18 protein-coding genes are annotated in these 19270 nt (G+C 68.6%); 15 read left to right on the forward strand and 3 right to left on the reverse strand.

Annotated features, from left to right (window positions below; all coding sequences use genetic code 11):
- Positions 1-71: 71 nt before the first annotated feature.
- From ruvC to E0H75_RS18530, 10 genes are all read left to right on the forward strand, one after another.
- Positions 72-668 (forward strand): crossover junction endodeoxyribonuclease RuvC, encoded by a 597-nt coding sequence (gene ruvC / locus E0H75_RS18485; RefSeq protein WP_131514826.1) that lies wholly within the window; start codon positions 72-74, stop codon positions 666-668.
- Between the two features lie 25 nt (positions 669-693).
- Entirely contained in the window at positions 694-1296 is a 603-nt protein-coding gene (gene ruvA / locus E0H75_RS18490) for a Holliday junction branch migration protein RuvA (RefSeq protein ID WP_131514827.1), read from the forward strand.
- 3 nt (positions 1297-1299) lie between these two features.
- The gene (gene ruvB / locus E0H75_RS18495) at positions 1300-2346 is read left to right on the forward strand and encodes a Holliday junction branch migration DNA helicase RuvB (RefSeq protein WP_131514828.1); all 1047 of its coding nucleotides are present in this window, start codon (positions 1300-1302) and stop codon (positions 2344-2346) included.
- Positions 2347-2535: 189 nt separating this feature from the next.
- Positions 2536-2982 carry a preprotein translocase subunit YajC gene (gene yajC / locus E0H75_RS18500; protein ID WP_131514829.1) on the forward strand — a complete coding sequence of 149 codons (447 nt, stop codon included), beginning with the start codon at positions 2536-2538 and terminating at the stop codon, positions 2980-2982.
- A gap of 86 nt (positions 2983-3068) precedes the next feature.
- Positions 3069-4826 carry a protein translocase subunit SecD gene (gene secD / locus E0H75_RS18505; RefSeq protein ID WP_131514830.1) on the forward strand — a complete coding sequence of 586 codons (1758 nt, stop codon included), beginning with the start codon at positions 3069-3071 and terminating at the stop codon, positions 4824-4826.
- Complete coding sequence (gene secF, locus E0H75_RS18510; protein ID WP_131514831.1) at positions 4826-6022, forward strand: protein translocase subunit SecF; 1197 nt, start codon at positions 4826-4828, stop codon at positions 6020-6022. Before secD ends, secF begins: the two co-directional genes overlap by 1 nt.
- A gap of 2 nt (positions 6023-6024) precedes the next feature.
- Positions 6025-6564: an adenine phosphoribosyltransferase gene (locus E0H75_RS18515; RefSeq protein ID WP_131515407.1), complete on the forward strand. Its 540-nt coding sequence runs from the start codon at positions 6025-6027 to the stop codon at positions 6562-6564.
- Between the two features lie 309 nt (positions 6565-6873).
- A complete protein-coding gene (locus E0H75_RS18520; RefSeq protein WP_202873044.1) occupies positions 6874-9072 on the forward strand; it encodes a RelA/SpoT family protein in 2199 nt (732 codons plus the stop codon).
- Positions 9073-9077: 5 nt separating this feature from the next.
- On the forward strand, positions 9078-9554 hold the full coding sequence (locus tag E0H75_RS18525) for a hypothetical protein (protein WP_131514833.1): 477 nt from the start codon (positions 9078-9080) through the stop codon (positions 9552-9554).
- Between the two features lie 203 nt (positions 9555-9757).
- Complete coding sequence (locus E0H75_RS18530; RefSeq protein WP_238163122.1) at positions 9758-10465, forward strand: hypothetical protein; 708 nt, start codon at positions 9758-9760, stop codon at positions 10463-10465.
- Here the strand turns inward: E0H75_RS18530 and E0H75_RS18535 are convergent.
- The gene (locus tag E0H75_RS18535) at positions 10462-11361 is read right to left on the reverse strand and encodes a hypothetical protein (RefSeq protein ID WP_131514834.1); all 900 of its coding nucleotides are present in this window, start codon (positions 11359-11361) and stop codon (positions 10462-10464) included. The genes E0H75_RS18530 and E0H75_RS18535 overlap by 4 nt on opposite strands.
- A 183-nt stretch (positions 11362-11544) precedes the next feature.
- Here E0H75_RS18535 and E0H75_RS18540 point away from each other — a divergent pair, with 183 nt between their 5' ends.
- Both E0H75_RS18540 and E0H75_RS18545 read left to right on the forward strand, forming a co-directional pair.
- Positions 11545-12126 carry a papain-like cysteine protease family protein gene (locus tag E0H75_RS18540; RefSeq protein WP_131514835.1) on the forward strand — a complete coding sequence of 194 codons (582 nt, stop codon included), beginning with the start codon at positions 11545-11547 and terminating at the stop codon, positions 12124-12126.
- Position 12127: 1 nt separating this feature from the next.
- Complete coding sequence (locus tag E0H75_RS18545; protein ID WP_131514836.1) at positions 12128-12907, forward strand: hypothetical protein; 780 nt, start codon at positions 12128-12130, stop codon at positions 12905-12907.
- A gap of 67 nt (positions 12908-12974) precedes the next feature.
- Here the strand turns inward: E0H75_RS18545 and E0H75_RS18550 are convergent, their stop codons facing one another.
- Both E0H75_RS18550 and E0H75_RS18555 read right to left on the reverse strand, forming a co-directional pair.
- Positions 12975-13838: a hypothetical protein gene (locus tag E0H75_RS18550; RefSeq protein WP_131514837.1), complete on the reverse strand. Its 864-nt coding sequence runs from the start codon at positions 13836-13838 to the stop codon at positions 12975-12977.
- A 53-nt stretch (positions 13839-13891) separates the two neighbouring features.
- Entirely contained in the window at positions 13892-15118 is a 1227-nt protein-coding gene (locus E0H75_RS18555; protein ID WP_131514838.1) for a DUF349 domain-containing protein, read from the reverse strand.
- Positions 15119-15353: 235 nt separating this feature from the next.
- Here E0H75_RS18555 and E0H75_RS18560 point away from each other — a divergent pair, with 235 nt between their 5' ends.
- From E0H75_RS18560 to aspS, 3 genes are read left to right on the forward strand one after another with little or no spacing between them, the layout of a single operon-like run.
- Entirely contained in the window at positions 15354-16052 is a 699-nt protein-coding gene (locus tag E0H75_RS18560; RefSeq protein ID WP_131514839.1) for an MBL fold metallo-hydrolase, read from the forward strand.
- Complete coding sequence (gene hisS / locus E0H75_RS18565; RefSeq protein WP_131514840.1) at positions 16049-17398, forward strand: histidine--tRNA ligase; 1350 nt, start codon at positions 16049-16051, stop codon at positions 17396-17398. Before E0H75_RS18560 ends, hisS begins: the two co-directional genes overlap by 4 nt.
- Complete coding sequence (gene aspS / locus E0H75_RS18570; protein WP_131514841.1) at positions 17395-19173, forward strand: aspartate--tRNA ligase; 1779 nt, start codon at positions 17395-17397, stop codon at positions 19171-19173. Before hisS ends, aspS begins: the two co-directional genes overlap by 4 nt.
- Positions 19174-19270 lie beyond the last annotated feature (97 nt).

The following is a 19270-nucleotide window of genomic DNA, read 5'->3' on the forward strand; positions in this document are numbered from 1 at the left end:
GGCGGCGCGTCGATTTCCGGGGCCTCGCGGGCGGCCGTTAGGGTTGTCGAACAAACGTTCGGAGGTGGTCCATGCGCGTGCTCGGCGTCGACCCGGGACTGACCCGGTGCGGCCTCGGCGTCGTCGAGGGCACCCCGGGCAAACCGCCGGCGCTGGTTGCCGTCGGTGTGATCCGGACGCCGGCCGAGCTGGACGTGTCCCGGCGGCTCGTGCAGATCGAGGCCGAGCTGGACGAGTGGATCACCGAGCACAGGCCGGATGCGGTCGCGGTCGAGCGGGTGTTTGCACAGCACAACGTCCGCACGGTGATGGGGACGGCGCAGGCTTCGGGGGTCGCGATGGTGGTGGCTGCTCGGCGTGGTCTGCCGGTTTCGCTGCACACGCCGAGCGAGGTGAAGGCGGCGGTCACTGGTTCGGGACGGGCGGGCAAGGAGCAGGTGACGACGATGGTCACCCGGATCCTCAAGCTGGCCGAGCGTCCGACGCCCGCCGACGCCGCCGACGCGTTGGCGCTGGCGATCTGTCAGGTGTGGCGCGGCGGCGTGACCAGCAAGCTGCAGGAAGCAGCCGCCAGCCGGTCGAATCTGGAGGCCATGGCACAGGCGCAATCGCGTCTGCAGGTGGCCAGACTGCGTGCGGCAGTAGCGGCGCAGGAGAGCAAGAGATGAGCACGGTCGTGCGAGGAGGTCGGGGATGATCGCGTTCGTGCGCGGCCCGGTGGCGGCAATCGGGGTGGACAGTGCCGTGATCGAGGTCGGGGGAGTGGGCCTGCAGGTGTTTTGTCACCCGGGCACGCTGGCGGGATTGCGTCCCGGGCAAGAGGCGCGGGTGTCCACCTCGATGGTGGTGCGCGAGGATTCCCTGACGCTGTACGGGTTTGCCGACGACGACGAGAAGAGCCTGTTCGAGTTGCTGCAGACGGCGTCCGGAGTCGGGCCGAAGCTGGCCCAGGCCGCACTCGCCGTGCTCAGCCCGGACCAGTTGCGCCAAGCCGTTGCCTCCGAGGATCTCGCCGTACTGGTGAAGGTTCCGGGGATCGGCAAGAAGGGTGCGCAGCGGATCGTGCTGGAGCTGAAGGACAAGATCGGTGCGCCGTCGAAGACGGTGACCGGCAGGCCGCTGCAGTCCGCCGAAGCCTGGCGGGACCAGGTGCATGCCGGTCTGGTGGGCCTGGGCTGGTCGACCCGCGATGCGGAGGACGCCGTGACCGCAGTGTCGCCGCTGGCTGCCGACAACCCGAATCCGTCTGTTCCCGACCTGCTCCGCGCCGCGCTGCGCGTGCTCTCGAAGGCTTGATCCATGGAGGACAACGTCCGGCCGCTGGTGTCCGCGGACGCGGTGGACCTCGAGGAACGCAAGATCGAGTCCGCGCTGCGGCCGCGCACGCTGGCCGAGTTCGGCGGCCAGCGGCGCGTCAGCGAGCAACTCGAGCTCGTGCTGCACGCGGCGCGGGGGCGCAACCGAACGCCGGATCACGTCCTGCTGTCCGGGCCGCCCGGCCTAGGCAAGACGACGCTGGCGATGATCATCGCCAGCGAGTTGTCCGCGCCGCTGCGGATTACCAGCGGGCCGGCGATCCAGCATGCCGGTGACCTGGCCGCGATCCTGTCCGGTCTGAGCGAGGGCGAAGTCCTGTTCCTCGACGAGATCCACCGGATGTCCCGCCCCGCCGAGGAATTGCTCTATATGGCGATGGAGGACTTCCGCGTCGACGTGATCGTCGGCAAGGGACCGGGCGCGACCGCGATTCCCCTCGAAATTCCGCCGTTCACTCTGGTCGGCGCGACCACGCGGGCCGGGCTGCTGCCGGGGCCGCTGCGTGACCGGTTCGGATTCACCGGTCACTTGGAGTTCTACGAGGCCGCCGAGCTGGAGAAGATCGCGAATCGGTCGGCCGCGCTGCTCGACGTCGACATCACGCCGGAGGGCGCGGCCGAGATTGCGTCCAGATCCCGCGGTACGCCGCGCATCGCGAACCGGCTGCTTCGCCGGGTCCGCGATTACGCAGAGGTGCGAGCGGACGGAATCATCACGCTCGCATTGTCGAAAGCGGCCCTCGAGCTCTACGAAGTGGACAAGATGGGCCTGGATCGGCTGGACCGGTCGGTCCTGGACGCCTTGTGCCGCCGATTCGGAGGCGGTCCGGTGGGTCTTTCCACGCTGGCTGTTGCGGTCGGCGAAGAACGTGAGACTGTGGAGGAAGTGGCCGAACCATTCCTGGTCCGGTCGGGCTATCTGGCCCGTACGCCGCGTGGTCGCGTCGCCACGCCCGCGGCCTGGCGGCACATCGGCCTGAAAGTCCCGAAGGGCGCGACGTTCGCGGACACGCTTTTTGACGAAGACTGAATACTGTGTGTTGATCGGTCCGCCGGCCGAGTCGAGTAACGCAAACGTGACCCGGTGTCATGAGGTACTTGTTGCCGCCCACGGCTAGACTCCCCGGTGGCCTGACCTAAGGTCATTCCGCTGCGACCTGCGCGCTTGCAGAGCGTGCCGGACGCCCGTACTCCCAACGACGAAGGATTCTGAGTCCCGATGCAACTCATCGCCGTACCGCTCGCCTCTTCCGGGGGCGGTGGCTCCGCCTTCACCTTCCTGCTTCCGCTGATTCTGATCGTCGGGATGATCTGGTTCATGAGCCGCACCCAGCGCAAGCAGCGGGCGCGCCAGGCCCAGACCGTGGCCGCGCTCACCCCGGGCACGAAGGTGATCACGACCAGTGGCCTGGTCGGGATCGTCGAGGAGACCGACGACGAGTACGTGACGCTGGAGATCTCCGAGGGCGTGCTGGTGCAAGTGGTCAAGGCCGCGGTCGGCCGGGTGGTCCCGGAGGAGGACCCGACGACGATCGAGGAGCCGGCCGGCGACGACCTCGCCGAGGCCGGGAAGGACTCTGTCGACGTACCGGACGCCGGCAAGGACAAGGCCGCGGACAAGGTGCAGGACGCGCCGAAGCTCCCGCCGACGCACACCGAGAACTGATCCACCGCCCCTGACGGAGTGCGGCGCGGTCATCAGCGTCCACAAGATGGTGTGGCGCGCCCAGAAGCACAAAGGTTGAAACTGACGTGGCAACGACGACGACATCCCGCCCCGCGCGGCTACTGATCGTATTGGGGGTCATTGTGGTCCTGCTGTTCGGGATCATGGGGCTCACCAAGACGTGGAAGCCCAAGCTCGGTTTGGACCTGCGCGGTGGTACCACCATCACGCTGACGGCCAATTCCCTCGCCGGTGGCGGTTCGGTGACCGCCGACCAGCTGAACGAGGCGAAGAACATCATCTCCCAGCGGGTCAACGGTGCGGGTGTCGCGGAAGCCGACATCACCACCTCCGGCGCGAACCACATCAACGTGGCCGTGCCGGGTGCCACGCAGGACGCCCTGGTGAAGCAGGTCGGTCAGACCGCGCTGCTCTACTTCCGGGTCGTGTACGACGCCCAGTCGACAGCGCCGGCGCCGGCACCGACGCCCACTCCCACGGGTACGCCGGCCACGACGCCCAAGCCGACGACGACGCCCAAGCCGAGCACGACGGTCAAGCCCAGTACGCCGGCGAACACGCCGAACGGCCGGGCCTGGAGCAGCGCCCTCGGCAACGCCACGCCGACGCCGACCCCGAAGCCGAGCACCCCGGCGACCGCCAAGCCGAGCACTCCGGCGGCGACGCCGAGCACGCCGGCCGCTGCCGGTGACCCGCTCAAGTACACGCCGGACGCGGCCACCCAGGCGGCGTTCGCGGCGTTCACGTGCGACGACAAGGACGTCGCGCAGCAGAACGACGACCCGAACAAGCCGTTGTTCTCCTGCAACCGGGAGAAGACGTCCAAGTTCCTGCTCGGTCCGGCGATCATGAAGGGCACCGACCTGTCCGACGCCACTGCGGGCATCCCGCAGGGCGGCTTCCAGTGGCAGGTCAACCTGAAGTTCACCGGCGAGGGCGGCGACAAGTTCCTCGACGCGACGACGGCCATCTCCCAGCGCGGCGAGGGCCAGAACCTGTTCGCGATCGTGCTGGACGGCGAGACCATCTCGACCCCGAGCGTCGCGCAGCCGATCCCCGGCGGCCAGGCACAGATCACCGGTACCTTCACCGAGACCGAGGCCCGCGACCTGGCGAACGTGCTGAAGTACGGCGCGCTGCCGGTCTCGTTCGACATCTCCTCGGTCGAGACGGTGTCGCCGCAGCTCGGTGGTGACCAGCTGTCGGCCGGCATCTGGGCAGGCCTCATCGGTCTGGCCCTGGTCGTGATCTTCTCGTTCCTGTACTACCGCGGTCTGGGCATCGTCGTGGTCGCGTCGCTCGCGACCGCCGGCGTACTGACCGGCGCCTCGGTGATCCTGCTCGGCAAGGCGATCGGATTCACGCTGAGCCTGGCCGGTATCGCGGGTCTGATCGTCGCTGTCGGTATCACCGCGGACTCGTTCATCATCTACTTCGAACGACTCCGCGACGAAGTCCGCGAGGGCCGCAGCCTGCGCTCGTCGGTCGAGACCGGCTGGGCCCGGGCCAAGCACACCATCATCGCGGCCGACTCGATCTCGCTGCTGGCCGCGGTGGTCCTCTACGTCCTCGCCATCGGCAGCGTGAAGGGCTTCGCGTTCACGCTCGGCCTGACCACGCTGATCGACCTGCTGATCGTCTTCATGTTCACCAAGCCGGTGGTCACGCTGCTGGCCCGGACCGACTTCTTCGGCCACGGGCACAAGCTGTCCGGTCTGGATCCGGAGCATCTCGGTGTGGAACGGCTGCCAGGTCAGATGAAACCGACGGTGCGGCCGCGCAAGACGCCGTCGACGCGCAAGCCGGTCGGAGGGGAGGTCTGATGTCGAAGCTCGGACAACTCGGTGCCAAGCTGCACCGCGGTGACGTCTCCTACGACTTCATCGGTCATCGCAAGCTCTGGTTCAGCGTCTCCGCGATCCTGGTGATCGTGTCGCTGGCCGGCCTGTTCGCCCGCGGCCTGGCGCTCGGTATCGAGTTCAAGGGCGGTGTCGAGTACCAGGCGAAGGTCAAGGTCACCGGCGACACGGTGCAGAACTTCACCGACGCGGTGAAGGCGACCAACGCCAAGGACCTCGGCGACCCGGTCGTCACGACCATCGGTGACGGCGCGGTGCGGGTGCAGACCAAGCCGCTCGGGCAGGACGACATCGCGAAGGTGCGGGCCGCGGTCGCCAAGGAGGCCGGCGTACCGATCGACCAGGTGACCTCGCAGCAGATCGGCGCCTCCTGGGGCAAGCAGATCGCGAACAAGGCGATCCTGGCGCTGATCGTGTTCCTGGTCCTGGTGTTCGCGGTGATCTGGCTGTACTTCCGAGAACCCAAGGCCTCGATGGCCGCCATCATCGCGCTGATCCACGACGTGACGATCACGGTCGGGATCTACGCGATCATCGGCTTCGACGTCACCCCGGCCACCGTGATCGGCGTACTGACGATCCTGGGTTACTCGCTGTACGACACGGTCGTGGTGTTCGACAAGGTGCGGGAGAACACCCGGGGCATCACCGGGTCCAACCGGTACACGTACTCCGACGCGACCAACCTGGCCGTCAACCAGACCGTCGTCCGCTCGATCAACACGACGATCACGGCGCTCCTGCCGGTCGGCGCGATCCTGGTCGTCGGTACGGTCGTGCTCGGGACCGGGCCGCTGAAGGACCTGTCGCTGGCGCTGTTCGTCGGTATCGCGGTCGGTGCGTACTCGTCGATCTTCATCGCTCCGGCTCTGCTCGCGGTCTTCAAGGAGCGTGAGCCGGGCATGCAGGCGCTGCACCGCCGGGTGATGGCCAAGCGGGCGCAGACCGCGGCCGCCGGTACTCCGGCTCCGGCCGTGGCGACTGCCGGCGCCGGTCCTGGTGCTGGGGCGGTTGCCGCGCGGAGCGCCGTACAAGACGCGCCGCGCAAGCAGGACCGGCCGGCTGGTACGGCGCCGACGCCGGCGCCACGCCCGATGAAGGCGACCGCGGCCGGACGTCCGCAGCCGTCACGCAAGCCGCGCTCGAAGCGCGGCAAGTGACGATGCGGACGCTGGAGCAGGTCCTCGCCGACGGCATTCGCGACATCCCGGACTACCCGCAGCAGGGGGTGGTGTTCAAGGACATCACCCCGCTGCTGGCCGACCACAGCGGGTTCGCCCAGGTGGTCGACGCGCTGGCCGCGTTCGGGCGTGACGACGATGGCAACCCGGTGGTCGACAAGGTGGTCGGGATCGAGGCGCGCGGGTTCATCCTGGCCGCCCCGGTCGCGCTGGCCCTCGGTGCCGGGTTCGTGCCGGTGCGCAAGAAGGGCAAGCTGCCGGCCGCGACATACGAGGAGTCGTACGCGCTGGAGTACGGCGAGGCGACCATCGAGGTGCACCAGGACGCGTTCACGCCGGGTGACCGGGTGCTCGTGATCGACGACGTACTCGCCACCGGCGGGACGGTCGAGGCCTGTCTGCGCCTGATCCGCCGCTGCGAGGCCGAGGTGGTCGATACGGCGGTCCTGCTCGAACTCTCGTTCCTCCCGGGCCGCAAGCGGCTGGCGGGGGAGCAGTTGAGCGCCCTCGTCACCGTCTGACAGTTCCGATTCCGGGCAAACTCTCCGCGACCGGGAGTTGACCCGGCGTGTTGTCCACAGGGTATTTCTGCCTCGTTGGCCCACGCCCCCTAGACTGGTGCTCTGTCGGCGGAGGGACACAACGTGGGCGAAGACCCGGCGATTGCATCAGCGGTGCCGAACGTTGCACCGCAGGAGCCTCCGCGCGCGCCGTCACCGGTGCGCCCGGCGCCGGTGCCGCCTGCCGCTCAACCGCCGCGGATCGCTCCAGCCCGCGTCCGGGCTCGTCTGGCCCGCCTCGGCGGCACCAGGCACCCGAACCGGGCGCCCATGCTCGAGCCGCTGTTCCGGGTCGTCCGGGCGACCCACCCGAAGGCCGATCTCGGCATGATCGAGCGCGCCTACCGGACCGCGGAGAAGTACCACACCGGCCAGATGCGCAAGAGCGGTGACGCGTACATCACCCACCCGCTCGCCGTCGCGACGATTCTGGCCGAGCTCGGTATGACCGCGCCGACCCTGTGCGCCGCGCTGCTCCACGACACCGTCGAGGACACGCCGTACACGGTGGACGAGCTGACCCAGGACTTCGGCGAAGAGATCGCCATGCTGGTCGACGGCGTCACCAAACTGGAGAAGGTTCGCTACGGAGAGTCAGCGCAGGCCGAGACCATCCGCAAGATGGTGGTCGCGATGTCCAAGGACATCCGGGTGCTGGTCATCAAGCTCGCCGACCGGCTGCACAACATGCGCACACTCGGCTTCCTGCGGCAGGAGAAGCAGGAGCGCAAGGCCCGCGAGACGCTCGAGATCTACGCCCCGCTGGCGCACCGGCTCGGTATGAACACGATCAAGTGGGAGCTCGAGGACCTGTCCTTCTCGACCCTGCACCCGAAGGTGTACGACGAGATCGTCCGGCTGGTCGCCGAGCGCGCACCGTCGCGGGACGAGTATCTGGCGTCCGTGATCGACCAGGTGCACGAGGACCTGCGCGCGGCCAAGGTGAAGGCGACCGTCACCGGCCGGCCGAAGCACTATTACTCGATCTACCAGAAGATGATCGTCCGCGGCCGCGAGTTCGGCGACATCTACGACCTGGTCGGCATTCGCGTGCTGGTCGAGTCGGTCCGGGACTGCTACGCCGCGCTCGGCATCCTGCACGCGCGGTGGAATCCGGTGCCCGGCCGGTTCAAGGACTACATCGCGATGCCGAAGTTCAACATGTACCAGTCGCTGCACACCACGGTGATCGGCCCGCAGGGCAAGCCGGTGGAGCTGCAGATCCGGTCCTTCTCGATGCACCGGCGGGCCGAGTACGGCATCGCCGCGCACTGGAAGTACAAGGAGGACCCGACCTCGGGTGTGCCCGAGGCGGCCGGTTCGTCCAGCGCCGAGATCGGCGGGCCCAACGAGATGCCGTGGGTCCGGCAGTTGGTCGACTGGCAGAGGGAGACCTCCGACCCGTCGGAGTTCCTCGACTCGCTGCGGTTCGAGATCAACAACTCCGAGGTGTACGTCTTCACCCCGCGCGGTGACGTGATGTCGCTGCCGACCGGCTCGTCGCCGGTCGACTTCGCGTACGCGATCCACACCGAGGTCGGGCACCGCTGCATCGGCGCCCGGGTGAACGGCCGCCTGGTGCCGCTGGAGAGCACGCTCGAGAACGGCGACGTCGTCGAGGTCTTCACCTCGAAGGCGCAGGGCGCAGGCCCGTCCCGCGACTGGCTGTCCTTCGTGAAGAGTCCGCGAGCGCGGAACAAGATCAAGCACTGGTTCTCCAAGGAGCGCCGGGACGAGGCGATCGAGCACGGCAAGGACGCGATCGCCAAGCAGTTGCGCAAGGAAGGCCTGCCGCTGCAGCGCCTGCTGTCGCACGAGACCCTCACCGCGGTGGCGAACTCGCTGCGCTACCCGGACGTCACCGGCCTGTACGCCGCGGTCGGCGAGAGTCACGTCAGCGCACAGGCCGTCGTACGCCGTCTGATCGAGACGTACGGCGGTGAGGAGGGCGCGGCCGAGGACCTGGCCGAGGGCGTCCACCTGCCGGCCACGCGTGAGCGGCGGAAGCGGACGGCTCGTGGCGATGCTGGTGTCATCGTCAAGGGCGCGACCGACATCCTGTCCAAGCTGGCGCGCTGCTGTACGCCGGTTCCGGGCGACGAGATCATCGGCTGGATCACCCGCGGCGCCGGCGTCTCGGTGCACCGGGCGGACTGCGCGAACGTCGAGAACCTGCAGACCCAGCCGGAGCGGATCGTCGAGGTCGAGTGGGCCCCGACTGCCCAGTCCGTCTTCCTGGTCGCGATCCAGGTCGAGGCGCTGGACCGGGCGCGGCTGCTGTCCGACATCACCCGCGTGCTGTCCGACTACCACGTGAACATCCTGTCCGCGGCGCTGACCACGACCCGGGACCGGATCGCCAAGTCCCGCTTCACCTTCGAGATGGGCGACCCGACCCACCTCGGGCACGTCCTCAAGGCAGTCCGATCCGTCGAAGGCGTCTTCGACGTCTACCGCGTGACTCAGTAGGGGCGGTGGGCAACGCTTTCGGCAGTTCGGACGCCGGGCCGCGGGTGCGGCTGTCCAACGGTGGTTCGGACGTGTTCCTGGACGTGCTCGCGCTGGCAGCGTGCGAGCTGGCGGAGACCGATTTCCAGCGCGGATTCGCGTTGCTCTTGTGCAATTCGCGGATCGGGCTGGGCAATGAGAGCTTCGATCTGGACGAGTTGCCGTGGCCGTCGGTCGGCTGGGAGGCGGAGCGTGGGTTTCTGCTGCGGGTGATCGGGTTGGCGAAGGCGCGGTTCCGGTGGGAGATGCTGTCGTACGAACCGCCGTACGCGGAGAAGTATCTGGCGGACTACGAGGAAGTGGTGCGGGACTACCGGCCGCCGGCTGAAGCGGTGGAGCTGCCGCGGATGTGGGATCCGGAGCCGGCCGCTACGGCGTTCACTCGTTGCCGTGAGCATGGGTTGTTCCTGGGTGACTACACGGACTGCCGAGTCTGTTCGTGAAACGCCGCAGTCTGCTGATCGTCGGGGCCGGATTGCTGGCCGGCTGCAGCAGTCCTGCGAGCCCGGCTCCAACGACCTCAGCTTCTTCGAGTACGCCGACCTCAGGTGCACCTCCGACGGCCCCACCTACGCCGGCCCCACCTTCGACGACTCCGCCTCCGAAGGCCTCTGTTACCCCGCGTCCGACGGTTGCGCTGCCGTCAGTGCGCCTGTGGGTACCGGGCGCGGGGGAGATCCATCCGGAGGTCAAGCGGGCCGCGGTGGCGGCGGTGGTGAAGCTGCTGGGGCGGCCAGGCGCTGCGGTTGACGTGATCGACGCGCAGTACGGCGGGATCCTAAGCGACTCGGCGAGTGTGTTGGTGCCTTGCCGTGTGTACTCGATTGCTGGCGGACGCGTCGTGACCAGCGGCACGACGGTCGACGTACGGCTGAGCAGGTCGGGCGGGAGCTGGCGGGTGACCGCGACGCATCCAGCGCAACCTGGAGCGGCGGCGTCCCGGTTGTCGGCGGATGCTCGGCAGGTGCTGGCCAGTGGGCGCATCGCACTCCCGCCTGCGTCCGCGGCGGACATCCGCTCGGGGCAGGTGCACGACAGTGTGTTGCGGACGATGCTCGAGCTTGCGAAGACCTACCGCATCGGCATCAGCGTGATCCGCTCCGGCCATCCGATCAACGTCTTCGGGACCAGTCGCCCCAGCGACCATCCGCGCGGCCGGGCCTTCGACACCTGGCAGATCAACGGCCACGCGGTCGTTGCCCCAGGCACCTCACGCGCGCTGATCACGTCGTACATGCGTGCCGCCGAATCCCTCGGCTCCTACAACGTCGGCGGCCCGTACCAACTCTCCGGCGCCGCCTTCTTCTCCGACCAAACCCACCACGACCACGTCCACGCGGGCTTCACGGCCTAGTCCCACTCCCACGCGATTCCGACTGTGCCGGGATCGGCGGACGGCTCCACGACGTGTGCGCGGCCGTCGGCGGTGAGCATCAGGTCGCGGCGCAGGAGATCGGGGCCGCTGGTGTGCCGGCGACGGAACTCGTTCACGCGGACCGGCAGAGCAGCCCGGTCGAACTGCACCTCGAGGACGTAGTGCGCCCCGCCCCACTCGCTGAACCGCTGGTAGTCCACCGACGGCAGGCCGGTCCGGTCCTCGATCTCGTAGTGCACGACGGCCGTGTCGCCGACGGCGAGAAGGCGATCCAGCAGGAGTTCGGCCAGCATCGCGCCGGCCTCGGGAGCACGCGCGACCCGGCCGGTCCGGCAGCCGCTCACCGCGTGCAGGGCGAGCTGGTCGACGTCGCACCCGGGTTCGCCCTGGTGCGCGATGATGAGCCGATCCACCGGCTCCACGGCGACAACGCTCTGCGTCACCCGTCTCCGTTGGGCGCTCCGGTCCGGGCCGAGGCGGATCTCGTCGAGCACGGTGAGAGTGCGGAGCCGGCCGTGGGCGTCCCGGCGGAGTCGATCGAGCAGCCGGGTGAGGGACACGGCGTAGTCGACGACGGCGTACGGCGGCGTCGTGGCGGCCGGTTCGCTGCGGGCCGGCGGGATGCGGACCGTGAGCCAGCCGGGCGGCAGGTGGAGGAGCTCCTCGAGCGCACTGATGACGGCCAGCGAGTCCTCGCGCGGGATCCGGCGGCCACTCTGCCAGGTGCTGAGCGTCGCGACGCCGACGTGGAGCCCGCGGTCGGCCAGATGCGTGCGGATCCGGTTCAGGGCCAGGCCACGGCGCGCGATCGCCTGCCGCAGCGCCTCGGCGAACGACGTCTCCGGAGTCACAGGCCGCACCGACGATTCGATCATGGTGATGCTCCTTGGGTCCCGCCGGTCAGTGTAAACATTCACAGCACTGTCCGGCAGTAGTTCGTCACACGCTGTTCACGGTTGCCTGGCGTTCACAGCGGCACTCGGGCGGTTCGCCAGTTGTTGCCGGGCACGGGTGTGCTCCTGACGATGGACCTCTTCCAACCCACCGAAGGAGGATCCATGCGCAGGCTCCGCCCCCGCCGTACCTGGTCATTGCTTCTGGCAATGATCATCAGCCTGGCCACGCTGGTACCGCTCGCTCCGCCGGCCTCGGCCGCGCCCGCCAGCTACTACCTCAACGTCACCGGGCAGGCGCAGCAGAAGTCGAACTGGTGCTGGGCCGCCACCGGCAACAGCATCGCCGCGTTCTACGGGAGGCCGTACTCGCAGAACCAGTTCTGCAACCTGGCCTTCGGCAACAGCATGAACGTGACGTGTCCGAACAACCAGGCCACGCTGGCGAACGACCAGCGGGCGTTCCGGTCGATCGGGATCAGCGCCGGGAGCTACGTCTCGTCAACGCTCAGCTTCAGCACGCTCGTCAGCGAGATCGCGGCCGGGCGGCCGGTGATGACGCGCATCGGCTGGTCGTCGGGCGGCGGCCACATGATGGACATCATCGGATACGACTCCTCCGATTCCACCCTCGAGTACTACAACCCCTGGCCGGACGACCCGCGCTACAACTACTCGACGTACAACTGGTACCGGTCCAACTCGCAGTTCACCTGGACCCACTCCCTGTACCGGATCGGAGCCTGACATGCCCCGCCCGAAGAACATCCTGCTCCGTCTCGGCGCCGTACTGGCCGTCGGTCTCGGCCTTGCTCTGACCGTCGGTGCTGCTGCCGGCGCGGCCGGTCCCGAGCCGGTGTCCGGCAATGAGTTGTCAAAGGCAACCACCGCGGCGCATTCGCCGACGGCCCTCAGCCTGCTGGGCAAGGTCCCGGCCGGAGCGGCGAAGACCGCGGCCACGGTCTCGCCGGACACCCACGCGGTGTACGCGCTGAACCCCGCTTTCGTTCGCGACGCCTCGGCGCCGGTGGCGACCTTCTGGTATGCCGCGACGCCCGCCAGCAAAGGAGGTCAGGCGTTGACGGTCTACACCGCTCCCGACCCGGCCACCGGCAGTTGGCAGGCGGTCAACGTGGCGAGCGGCGACACGGAAGCCCGCATGTTCGCCGCGGCCCGAGGCGCGCTCGTCTTCACCGAGCCTCAGATCGGCGCCTGGTACGCCGTCACCGGCACCCAGATCCGCCCCCTCAACCCCTCCGCCATCAAGTCCATCGGCCGTTTCCCGATCACCGTCGCCGCCTACAACGACCTCATCTCCACCCGCTACAACGACAAACTCCCCGGCACCCCCTATTCCACCGAAGGCAAAGCCGGCGGCTACGACACCACCGCCGCAGCACCCACCCACACCTACAACGACCTCATCCTCCGTTCCTCAGCCGGCGCCATCACCCTTGTGGGCCTGGCGTTCCTCTATCACCGCCGCATCAACCGGAGGCCCGCAGCCACCCCCCGCACCGTGCGATAGGTCCTAGAGCAATCGGCAGGTCAGACCGGGCTGTCCCCACCGACCTGACCTGCCGACCCACCACCCGTCACCACCGCCGAGGCAACCGAGGCTGCCGGCAAAGGAAGGCGCCTACGGCGAGTTCGAGGGCGGGGTAGCTGCCCCAGAGGTCGGTTCGCCGGACAGGGATGACGTGCCAGCCAAGGGCGTCCAGTTCGGTGCGGCGGGTCTCGTCGCGCAACTGTTGTTTGTGCGTGGAGTGCCACTGGTCGCTGTCGTACTCGAGCCCCAACCGCTTCCCATCCACTGGCCGATCGGGGTAGCCGAGGTCCAGACGGTAGGTGCGGTTCCGGCCGTCCACGCGGACTTGGAGATCGGGCCGTCCGAAGCCGGCGTCAATCAATCGCAGCCGTAGCCACGACTCACCCGGCGACGCTGCGCGGGCGTCTGCGTAGGTCAAAATCTGCCGCCCCTGGGAGTTGCTGTGCTCGGGGAAGTACGCCGCGGCCGCGCTTTCCAACTGTTGCCGACTGACGACCTGGGAGTGCAGGAGAGCGTCCACAGCAGACAGCGCGAAGGGGCGGTCCAGGTGCTGCGCGAGTTCAATTGCAGTCGCGGCAGGCGTGATTACCTTGAGGCCCAGCACTTCGACAGTTGGGCAGGGATGGGAGGTCCACTGCGGGCTGATCGCGGGCTCGGGGCTCAACGCCGTCGTGTCGATCCCGTGCAGCCACGCGGCGGCTCGGCCCCGCACGACAGCCTCGGGTGGTACGACGAGGCGCAGTGAGTCAGCTCGGAGCGCGGGGGAGTCCGGCACCCGGATGTCGACGTACACCCCGCGCATGACTTGGCGGATCTCGCCGCGCGCCAGGAGCCAACGGAGCTTGCGGCCGACCTGGTAGGCGCGGAAAGGGATGCCACAGAAGTACAGGGGCAGTTCAGCAGGCAGCATCCGGACAGGATGGCTTAACTAGGCTGCTGCGTGCTGAACGTCATCCACAGGCTTCAGCTGAAGTCGGTGAGGGCGTTTTGGGCTTGGGTTAGCCATTCCCGGCGGGCGGCTATGGCTTCGCGGGCTTCGGTGGCTTTGCGGGTGTTGCCTTGGGATTCGGCCTTGGCGGCTTGCTTCTCCAGGTCGGCGATGAGGGACTGGAGTTGCTTGACGGTCGCCTCGGCTCGGGCGCGGGCCTCGGGGTTGCTGCGGTTCCAGACCTCGTCTTCGGCGGCCTTGACGGCCTGCTCAACGGCGCGCAGGCGGGAGTCTACGGAGCGCATCGCGTCGCGCGGGACCTTGCCGATCTGGTCCCAGCGGTCGAGGTACTCGCGCAACTGCTCGCGGGCGGCCTTCGCGTCGTCCACCGGCAGGATCGTCTCGATCTCCACCAGCAGGGCCTCTTTGGCGCGGAGGTTCTCGACCTGCTCGGCGTTCTCCTCGGCCTGGATGGCGTCGCGCGCACCGAAGAACGTGTCCTGGGCGGCGCGGAAGCGCGCCCACAGCTTGTCGTCCACCTCGCGCGGCGCAGGCCCGGCGGCCTTCCACTGCCGCATCAGATCCCGGAAGCGGCCCGACGTCGGACCCCACTCGGTCGACCCCGCGAGCGTCTCCGCCTCGGCCGCGAGCCGCTCCTTCACCACAGCCGCCTCCTCACGCTTGGAGGACAGCTCGGCGAAGTGCTGCTTGCGATGCCGGGTGTACGTCGTCCGCGCGGACGAGAAGCGGTGCCACAGCTCATCGTCCGACGACTTGTCCAGCCGCGGCAGCGCCTTCCACTCGTCGAGTAGTTCGCGCAGGCGGGTGACGCCGTGGCGCCAGTCGGTGCCGGCTGCGATGGTCTCGGCCTCGGTGGCGATCTTGGTCTTGGCGGAGCGCGCTTCCTCGACCTTCGCGGCGCGTTCGGCCTTGCGCCGCTCGCGCTGCTGGGCGACGAGCGGGGTGAGCGCCTCGAGCCGGGTCCGCAGGCCGTCGAGATCGCCGACCGCCTGGGCCTCCTCGATCGAGCTGGTCACCTTCTTCACCGCGGCGCGGGCGTCGTCGGGCGACACGGTGCCCGCCTGGACCCGCTGTTCGAGCAGATCCACCTCGAACGCCAAGGCGTCGTACCGGCGGGTGTAGAAGGCGAGGGCCTCCTCTGGCTTGGCGTCCGGCCACTGGCCGACCGCGCGTTCACCGTCCTTGGTCCGTACGAAGACCGTTCCGTCCTCCGCTACCCGGCCCCAGCTCTCTCCGGCCACAACTCGCCCCTTCCGGCGGTATGTACTGCGCTCGTGCCCATTCTGGTCAGTCCCTGGTCCAACCACGCGATCACGGCCTGTCCGGGCGCGTCGAGGCGCTTTCTCGACGCTTATCCCTGAACAATCACAAACTCCCGTCGCGGACGCAACGGTGTTGCGTCACAATCCGGTTCGTTCTGCACGACGAACCACCGGTAGCCTTGGGTGGTCCCGAACCGTTCCAGGAAGGTCAGTCGTGCTCATCGCCGGGTTCCCCGCGGGGTCGTGGGGTACGAACTGTTACGTCGTCGCCACCGGCCAGGGCGCGGAATGCATCGTTGTCGACCCGGGCCAGGACGCGGCCGCGGGCGTCGAGCAGGTGGTCCGGGAGAACAAGCTCAAACCGGTCGCCGTTCTGCTCACACACGGTCACATCGACCACATGTTCTCGGTCCTGCCGGTCTGCGGGACGTACGCCGCGACCGCCTGGATCCACCCGGACGACCGGCACCTGCTGACCGACCCGATGGCCGGCCTCAGCCCGGAGACGGCCCGGATGCTGCTGGGCGGCAACCACGAGTTCGCCGAGCCTGACGACGTCTCCGAACTCAAGGACGGCCTGAGCCTCGAGCTGGCCGGCCTCGGCTTCACCGTGGACCACACGCCGGGGCACACCCGGGGTTCGGTCACGTTCACCACGCCGTACGACGGGCCGGAAAACAACGGAGCCGTGCCCGCAATTCTTTTCTCCGGTGACGTGTTGTTCGCCGGGTCGATCGGCCGGACGGATCTGCCTGGCGGCGACCATCCGGCCATGCTGCATACGTTGGCCACCAAGATCCTGCCGATGCGCGACGAGATCGTCGTCCTGCCGGGTCATGGTGGCCAGACCACGATCGGCCGAGAGAAGGCGACCAACCCCTACTTGCAGGACCTGGAGATACCGAAACCATGAGCAAGGTGACCCCACTCAGCGGGTTCCCCGAGTTTTTGCCGGCAGATCGCATCGTCGAGCAGCAGTTCCTCGACGTGATCCGGGAGACGTTCGAACTGCACGGGTTCGCGTCGATCGAGACCCGCGCGGTCGAGCCGGTCGAGCGTTTGTCCAACCAGGGCGAGGATGCGGACAAGGAGATCTACGGCGTACGGCGCCTCGCGGCCGGCGCCGACGAGGACGCGGCGCTCGGACTGCACTTCGACCTGACCGTGCCGTTCGCGCGCTACGTGCTGGAGCACAGCGGCAACCTGGTCTTCCCGTTCCGCCGCTACCAGATCCAGAAGGTCTGGCGGGGTGAGCGCCCGCAGGAGGGCCGCTACCGCGAGTTCACCCAGGCCGACGTCGACATCATCGACTCCGGCGAGCTGCCGAACCACTACGAGGTCGAGCTACCGCTGGTGATCGCCGACGCGCTGCGCCGGCTGCCGGTGCCGGAGTTCGTGATCAAGGTCAACAACCGCAAGATCCCCGAGGGCTTCTACCGCGGCCTCGGTCTGGACGACGTCACCTCGGTGCTGCGGATCGTCGACAAGATCGACAAGATCGGCCCGGAGAAGGTCGTCGAGCGGCTGATGGAGGCGGGTGCGACCGACAAGCAGGCGCGGCTCGCGGTGCAACTGGCCGACATCTCCAGTACGGACACGTCGTTCGCCGATCAGGTCCGCGCGCTGGGCGTCGAGCACCCGACGCTGGACGAGGGCCTCGAGCAGCTGAGCCACGTGATGGCGGCGGCCGCCGAGCACGCGCCCGGCCTGCTGATGGCCGACCTGCGGATCGCCCGCGGCCTGGACTACTACACCGGCGCGGTCTACGAGCTCTACCTGGTCGGCCAGGAGTCGTTCGGGTCGGTCGGTGGCGGCGGCCGGTACGACGCCCTCGCGTCCGACGGCAAAACGACGTACCCGGGTGTGGGGATCTCGATCGGCGTGTCCCGGCTGGTGCACCGGCTGGTCAGCCAGGGGCTGCTCAAGGGCACCCGCAGTACGCCGACCGCCGTACTCGTGGCCCTGACCGCGGAAGAGGACCGGGCCGAGGCGATGCGGACCGCGGCGACGCTGCGCGGCCGGGGGATCCCGGTCGAGGTGGCGCCGGCCGCGGCGAAGTTCGGCAAGCAGATCCGGTTCGCGGACCGGCGGGGGATCCCGTTCGTCTGGTTCAGCACCGAGAACGGTCCCGAGGTCAAGGACATCCGCAGCGGTGAGCAGGTGCCCGCCGACGCCGCGACCTGGACGCCGCCCGAGGCCGACATTCGTCCACGCACTGAATCGACACAGCTCGACACCACTACCCAGGAGAACTCGTGATCCGTACCCATTCCGCAGGCTCGTTGCGCGCCGAGCACACCGGGCAGACCGTGATCCTGGCGGGCTGGGTGGCGCGGCGGCGCGATCACGGTGGCGTGGCCTTCATCGACCTGCGCGACTCGACCGGCACCGTGCAGGTGGTCATCCGCGACGAGGACGCCGCGCACGGCCTGCGCTCGGAGTACTGCCTGAAGATCGTCGGCGAGGTCGCGCTCCGCCCGGAGGGCAACGCGAACCCGAATCTCCCGACCGGCGAGATCGAGATCATCACCACCGAGGTCGAGGTGCTGAACGAGGCCGCCCCGCTGCCGTTCCCGGTCGAGGAGCACCACGCGACTCCGGTGAACGAAGAGGTCCGGCTGAAGTACCGGTACCTCGACCTGCGCCGCCAGGGCCCGGGTACGGCGATCCGCCTGCGCAGCGACGTGAACAAGGCGGCTCGCGAGGTGCTGGCCAAGCACGACTTCGTCGAGATCGAGACGCCGACGCTGACCCGCTCCACGCCGGAAGGCGCGCGCGACTTCCTCGTGCCCGCTCGCCTGCAGCCGGGCAGCTGGTACGCGCTGCCGCAGTCGCCGCAGCTGTTCAAGCAGTTGCTGATGGTGGCCGGGATGGAGCGGTACTTCCAGATCGCCCGCTGCTACCGCGACGAGGACTTCCGCGCCGACCGGCAGCCGGAGTTCACCCAGCTCGACATCGAGATGAGCTTCGTCGACCAGGACGACATCATCGCGCTGTCCGAAGAGGTCCTGACCGCGCTCTGGAAGCTGGTCGGGTACGACGTCCAGACGCCGATCCCGCGGATGACGTACGCCGAGGCGATGGCGCGGTTCGGCAGCGACAAGCCGGACCTGCGGATGGGCCTGGAGCTGGTGGAGTGCACGGAGTACTTCAAGAACACGCCGTTCCGGGTGTTCCAGGCGCCGTACGTCGGTGCCGTCGTGATGCCCGGGGGAGCGGACCAGCCGCGCAAGCAGCTGGACGCGTGGCAGGACTGGGCCAAGCAGCGCGGCGCCAAGGGTCTCGCGTACGTCCTGGTCGGTCAGGACGGCGAGCTCGGCGGCCCGGTGGCCAAGAACCTGTCCGACGAGGAGCGCGCGGGCATCGCCGACCACGTTGGTGCGAAGCCGGGTGACTGCATCTTCTTCGCTGCTGGCCCGGTCAAGTCGTCGCGGGCGCTGCTCGGCGCGGCCCGGTTGGAGATCGGCCGCCGCGGTGGATTGATCGACGAGTCGACCTGGTCGTTCGTGTGGGTCGTCGACGCGCCGCTGTTCGAGCCGGCCGATGAGGCGACCGCCGCCGGTGACGTTGCCGTCGGTTCGGGTGCCTGGACCGCGGTCCACCACGCCTTCACCTCGCCGAAGCCGGACTCGCTGGAGACCTTCGACACCGACCCGGGCTCGGCGCTGGCATACGCGTACGACATCGTCTGCAACGGCAACGAGATCGGCGGCGGGTCGATTCGTATCCACCGCGAGGACGTGCAGAAGCGGGTCTTCAAGGTGATGGGCCTGACCGACGAGGAGGCTTCGGAGAAGTTCGGCTTCCTGCTCGACGCGTTCAAGTTCGGCGCGCCGCCGCACGGCGGGATCGCGTTCGGCTGGGACCGGATCACCGCGCTGCTGGCCGGCACCGAGTCGATCCGCGACGTGATCGCGTTCCCGAAGTCCGGCGGCGGGTACGACCCGCTGACCGCCGCGCCGGCGCCGATCACCGCCGCGCAGCGCAAGGAGGCCGGCGTCGACGCGAAGCCGGAGCCGAAGGACAAGTCGTAGTCGAAAGGGTTGAGCTCGACCCGGTCGTGAAGGAAACTGGCGGCGTCGTGAGAAGGCTTGGTCAGCTTTTCACGGCGCCGCCCGTCTCCTTCCGCCC

This window comes from Kribbella capetownensis, assembly GCF_004331485.1.
Lineage (GTDB): Bacteria > Actinomycetota > Actinomycetes > Propionibacteriales > Kribbellaceae > Kribbella > Kribbella capetownensis.

Coding starts and splice junctions, on each gene's coding strand:
- ruvB (WP_131514828.1), top strand. CDS start 1,300: ATGGAGGACAACGTCCGGCCGCTGGTGTCCGCGGACGCGGTGGACCTC.
- E0H75_RS18550 (WP_131514837.1), bottom strand. CDS start 13,838: ATGCTGCCTGCTGAACTGCCCCTGTACTTCTGTGGCATCCCTTTCCGC.
- ruvA (WP_131514827.1), top strand. CDS start 694: ATGATCGCGTTCGTGCGCGGCCCGGTGGCGGCAATCGGGGTGGACAGT.
- E0H75_RS18540 (WP_131514835.1), top strand. CDS start 11,545: ATGCGCAGGCTCCGCCCCCGCCGTACCTGGTCATTGCTTCTGGCAATG.
- yajC (WP_131514829.1), top strand. CDS start 2,536: ATGCAACTCATCGCCGTACCGCTCGCCTCTTCCGGGGGCGGTGGCTCC.
- E0H75_RS18520 (WP_202873044.1), top strand. CDS start 6,874: ATGCTCGAGCCGCTGTTCCGGGTCGTCCGGGCGACCCACCCGAAGGCC.
- E0H75_RS18545 (WP_131514836.1), top strand. CDS start 12,128: ATGCCCCGCCCGAAGAACATCCTGCTCCGTCTCGGCGCCGTACTGGCC.
- E0H75_RS18535 (WP_131514834.1), bottom strand. CDS start 11,361: ATGATCGAATCGTCGGTGCGGCCTGTGACTCCGGAGACGTCGTTCGCC.
- secF (WP_131514831.1), top strand. CDS start 4,826: ATGTCGAAGCTCGGACAACTCGGTGCCAAGCTGCACCGCGGTGACGTC.
- hisS (WP_131514840.1), top strand. CDS start 16,049: ATGAGCAAGGTGACCCCACTCAGCGGGTTCCCCGAGTTTTTGCCGGCA.
- E0H75_RS18515 (WP_131515407.1), top strand. CDS start 6,025: ATGCGGACGCTGGAGCAGGTCCTCGCCGACGGCATTCGCGACATCCCG.
- ruvC (WP_131514826.1), top strand. CDS start 72: ATGCGCGTGCTCGGCGTCGACCCGGGACTGACCCGGTGCGGCCTCGGC.